Genomic DNA, 2,874 nt, shown 5'->3' on the forward strand with positions numbered 1-2,874 from the left:
GGGGCTTCCTGGGTGGGGGATTGGAGGAGGGCTTCGCGGCGTGCTTTCTCGGTGAGGGCGTGTTCGTCGGTGGTGGCGTCGTACCGGCGGAATTTGGGGAGAGCGGCGGCCAGGGCGAGGACGGCGGCGACGCACAGCAGGCCACCGGCGCCGAGGGAGAAGCGGGTGCCGCCGATGTTCGCCATCAGGCTGGCCCGGGCGTTGCCGAGCATCGGGCCGCTGGCGTAGGAGAGCAGCTCGATGCCGGCCAGGCGGCCGCGGAACTCCTGGGGGATCGTCTGGTTCCACATGGTCATACGGAAGATGCCGCTGATCATGTCGGCGGCTCCGGCGAGGGCGATGCAGACGAAGACCAGCCAGACGTTCGGGGCCAGGGCGGTCAGGGCCACGGCCACGCCCCAGAGGGTGGCCGCGATGATGACGCCGAGGCCGTGGCGCCGCACGCGTGCCGTCCACCGGCCGGTGACCGAGGCGATCAAGGCGCCGACGGCGGCGGCCGAGTAGAACAGGCCCAGCGCCTCGGGTGCCCGCAGCTCGTCGGCGAGGAACGGGTAGAGCGCCGTCGCCATCGCGAACAGCATCGCCGCGATGTCCACCAGGTACGTGCCCATCAGGTCGTGGCGCCTCACGGCGTACCGTACGCCCTCGACCAGCGACTTCAGCGACGCGGGGGCGGCGTCCTCGGACGGCGGGAGCGAGCTGACCCGCCACAGGAGAAGCAGCGACAGCAGGAACGTCAGCGAGTCGAGCCCGTACGCCAGCGCGGGGCCGTACTGGGCGAGCAGGAGACCGCCGAGGGCTGGGGCGACGATGGCGCCGAAGTTCCAGCGCAGGCTCGACAGCACGGCCGCGGCGCTCTGCTGGTCGTGCTTGACCACCTGCTGGATGACGGCCTCGAGGCTGGGGCGCTGCAGGCAGGCGATGCCCGTGGAAGCGGCGCCCATGACGTACAGGACCCAGACCTGGGGGTTGGGCAGCATCGCGTTGACCATGAGGGCCGAGGAGGTGATCAGCAGGCCGAACTCGCTCAGCACGATGATCTTGCGGCGGTCGAGTGCGTCGGCGATGGCCCCGCCCCACAGGCCGCACACCACCATCGGTACGAATTCCGCCAGGCTCACCAGGCCGACCGCCAGGTAGGAGTCGGTGAGCTCCTTCATCTGGTACGGGACCGCCACCATGGCGATCATCGTGCCGAACATCGTGATGACGCCTGAACTGAAGAGCAGCCGGTAGTCGCGTGAATCGCGCAGGGGGCTCAGGTCGATGGAAAGGTGACGAACAAGGCGTCTCACTCGATGTCGCACGAGGCCACATTGTCCGGTGGGGGTGGGGGCGAGAGCAAATGAGTTTCGTCAGGTGAATGCAGGGACGGCCCCCGGAGTTCGTTCCGGGGGCCGTGGTGGGGAGTCAGTCCTCTGACGCTGTTTGAGGGGTGCCGGAGATGGGTCAGCTCCCTCGGCGGGATCGGGCGGTCGCTGAGTGAGCGGCTTCACGGTGCTGGGTCCCGATCTGTTGCGGTTGGTGGCTCTTCTGCTGTGGTTTGGAAGCTGTTGCGGGGTTGATGTCGTGCGGCCGCGCCGGACTCTTCGCGGTGTTGCTCCGTTTTGTTGCGTGAGGGCTTCTCGGCTGTGGACCGGAGTCTGTTGGGGTTGGCGTCCGGCGATGGGATGGGGACTGTTGGCCGCTTTTGACTGACGCCTGTTGCGGGGAGCTGTCCGGTGGTGGATCAGGGGCCGAGGGTCGGGGAGCTCTTTTTCGATGAGTTCCTTGCGGGTCGTCCGCTGCCGGGCTGCTGTTCTCCTCTTGAACGGTGGTCCGTTGGGGATGGCTGCCCGGCGGCGGAAGCAGGGGCCGTGGGTTAGGAGGGGACCTTGTCGAGGAAGCCGAGGACCTTGCGGATTCGGCCGTCTTCGGCGAGTTCGACCACGTCGAAGCCGATCGCTACCGGGTCGCCGTCCTTGGGGCCGAGGTGCCAGGTGAAGCGGGCGGTGTGGTGGTGGGTGTCGTACTGGTCGCCGGGGGTGAAGACCAGGCCGGGGAACATGCCCTGCGCGCCCTCGATCACGGCGGCGATGCCGTCGTGTCCGGCCACGTCGGCCAGGGGGTCGGTGTAGGTGGCATCCTCGGTCCACAGCTCCGCCACGGCCTTGGCGCGGGCGGCGGGGTCGGTCTCGTTCCAGACGGCGACGTAGCGTTCGACGAGGTTCATGGTCTCTTTCCTTGTGGGTGTGGTGATGGGGTGACGGGGCTTACTTGGCGCGGGCCTTGCGGAGGCCGGTGATCTGCAACTCGGCGAAGCCGGCGACCACCAGGGCCTGGGCGACGGCCCAGATCGCGCCGACCGTGGTGAAGCCGAGGGTGCCGGTGACGACGGCTGCGACGCTGGCGAGCGTCCAGGCGATGTTCAGGGCGATCACGGCTGTGGTGGCGGCCGGGCTGATCGTGCGGCGGGTGGCCAGGAGGCCGACTGCGGCGCCGTACACGAGGAGGAAGACGCCGATGCCGCGCAGCAGGCCGGTGTCGGGGCCCAGCAGAGTGCTCACGGGGCCGGCGAAGGCGAGGTAGACCAGCCCGTTGCCGCCGGTGACGACGGCGTCGGCGGTCAGCGCGAGGCGCAGGAACTTCGTCCGGTCGGTGGTGACGGTGAGGGCGGTCATGTCGGCTCCTTCAGTGGTTTCCGTTGCGACACCTGAAAGATGTCAGCCCGGTGATAGGAGCCGCGATTACGCGCCAGGTAAGCGTGATCCGCCGCAGTGTGTTCACCTGCGGGAACGCCGTTGTGTGGCCGTCGTCACATGGGGGGCAGGAGGGTTCGCGGCCGATAGGTGGTGCCGAGTGGCGCAGGGTGGAAGACGCCCCAGGGGCTGGAGG

The 2,874-nt window shown here is 68.8% G+C and carries 3 protein-coding genes; all 3 read right to left on the reverse strand.

The window, feature by feature from the left end; all coding sequences use genetic code 11:
• The coding region (locus C1J01_RS47295) for an MFS transporter (RefSeq protein ID WP_111185621.1) at positions 1–1,307 on the reverse strand (1,307 nt) is incomplete at its 3' end.
• Between the two features lie 554 nt (positions 1,308–1,861).
• The gene (locus C1J01_RS47300; protein WP_111185617.1) at positions 1,862–2,212 is read right to left on the reverse strand and encodes a nuclear transport factor 2 family protein; all 351 of its coding nucleotides are present in this window, start codon (positions 2,210–2,212) and stop codon (positions 1,862–1,864) included.
• Positions 2,213–2,252: 40 nt separating this feature from the next.
• Positions 2,253–2,660: a hypothetical protein gene (locus C1J01_RS47305; protein ID WP_111185619.1), complete on the reverse strand. Its 408-nt coding sequence runs from the start codon at positions 2,658–2,660 to the stop codon at positions 2,253–2,255.
• Positions 2,661–2,874 lie beyond the last annotated feature (214 nt).

Source organism: Nonomuraea aridisoli, from assembly GCF_003236395.1.
Classification (GTDB): domain Bacteria; phylum Actinomycetota; class Actinomycetes; order Streptosporangiales; family Streptosporangiaceae; genus Nonomuraea; species Nonomuraea aridisoli.